Source organism: Streptomyces sp. SID3212, from assembly GCF_009865405.1.
Taxonomy (GTDB): domain Bacteria; phylum Actinomycetota; class Actinomycetes; order Streptomycetales; family Streptomycetaceae; genus Streptomyces.
In genome coordinates this window covers 1-218 of record NZ_WWJY01000935.1, presented here as the reverse complement: position 1 = coordinate 218, position 218 = coordinate 1, and the positions used below count along the sequence as shown (strand labels likewise).

Sequence of the window (218 nt, the reverse complement as noted above, 5' to 3'; positions counted from 1 at the left end):
GTGCTGATCTTCCCGTCGGCCGTCACCTTCCTGATCCGGTTGTTGAGGCAGTCGGCGACAAAGAGGACGCCGGCGCTGTCCACCGATACCGCGTACGGCAGGTTGAACTGGGCTGCGTTGGCGGGGCCGCCGTCGCCCCTGAAGCCCTTGACGCCCGTGCCGGCAACGGTGCTGATCTTCCCGTCGGCCGTCACCTTCCTGATCCGGTTGTTGAGGCA

At 66.1% G+C, this 218-nt stretch carries 1 pseudogene; it reads right to left on the bottom strand.

What is annotated here, in order from left to right:
* A pseudogene (locus tag GT042_RS27635) lies at nucleotides 1-218 on the bottom strand (hypothetical protein); the annotation flags it as partial.